Genomic DNA, 1,296 nt, shown 5'->3' with positions numbered 1-1,296 from the left:
ATGGTGCCCGTACCGCAAACCGACACAGGTAGGCGAGGAGAGAATCCTAAGGTGAGCGAGAGAACTCTGGTTAAGGAACTCGGCAAAATGACCCCGTAACTTCGGGAGAAGGGGTGCTCTGTTAGGGTGTTAAAGCCCGAGAGAGCCGCAGTGAATAGGCCCAGGCGACTGTTTAGCAAAAACACAGGTCTCTGCGAAGCCGTAAGGCGAAGTATAGGGGCTGACGCCTGCCCGGTGCTGGAAGGTTAAGGGGAGAGGTTAGCGCAAGCGAAGCTTTGAACCGAAGCCCCAGTAAACGGCGGCCGTAACTATAACGGTCCTAAGGTAGCGAAATTCCTTGTCGGGTAAGTTCCGACCCGCACGAAAGGCGTAACGATCTGGGCACTGTCTCAACCAGAGACTCGGTGAAATTATAGTACCTGTGAAGATGCAGGTTACCCGCGACAGGACGGAAAGACCCCGTGGAGCTTTACTGTAGCCTGATATTGAATTTTGGTACAGCTTGTACAGGATAGGTAGGAGCCTGAGAAGCCGGAGCGCTAGCTTCGGTGGAGGCGTCGGTGGGATACTACCCTGGCTGTATTGAAATTCTAACCCGCAGCCCTTATCGGGCTGGGAGACAGTGTCAGGTGGGCAGTTTGACTGGGGCGGTCGCCTCCTAAAGAGTAACGGAGGCGCCCAAAGGTTCCCTCAGAATGGTTGGAAATCATTCGCAGAGTGTAAAGGCACAAGGGAGCTTGACTGCGAGACCTACAAGTCGAGCAGGGACGAAAGTCGGGCTTAGTGATCCGGTGGTTCCGCATGGAAGGGCCATCGCTCAACGGATAAAAGCTACCCCGGGGATAACAGGCTTATCTCCCCCAAGAGTCCACATCGACGGGGAGGTTTGGCACCTCGATGTCGGCTCATCGCATCCTGGGGCTGTAGTCGGTCCCAAGGGTTGGGCTGTTCGCCCATTAAAGCGGTACGCGAGCTGGGTTCAGAACGTCGTGAGACAGTTCGGTCCCTATCCGTCGTGGGCGCAGGAAATTTGAGAGGAGCTGTCCTTAGTACGAGAGGACCGGGATGGACGCACCGCTGGTGTACCAGTTGTCTTGCCAAAGGCATAGCTGGGTAGCTACGTGCGGACGGGATAAGTGCTGAAAGCATCTAAGCATGAAGCCCCCCTCAAGATGAGATTTCCTTTTACTTCGGTAAGTAAGATCCCTGAAAGATGATCAGGTAGATAGGTTCGAGGTGGAAGCGTGGCGACACGTGGAGCTGACGAATACTAATCGATCGAGGACTTAACCCAAA

General features: G+C 54.6%; 1 rRNA gene (only partly in view). It reads left to right on the top strand.

The features are described from left to right. A 23S ribosomal RNA gene (locus LRP81_RS22910) occupies positions 1–1,294 on the top strand (it extends 1,758 nt beyond the left edge of the window). The last annotated feature ends 2 nt before the right edge of the window (positions 1,295–1,296 follow it).

The sequence above is a fragment of the Sutcliffiella rhizosphaerae genome (genome assembly GCF_917563925.1).
Taxonomy (GTDB): Bacteria; Bacillota; Bacilli; order Bacillales; family Bacillaceae_I; genus Sutcliffiella_A; species Sutcliffiella_A rhizosphaerae.
The sequence above is the reverse complement of the archived record's forward strand: the minus strand, read 5'-3'. Positions and strand labels throughout refer to the sequence as shown.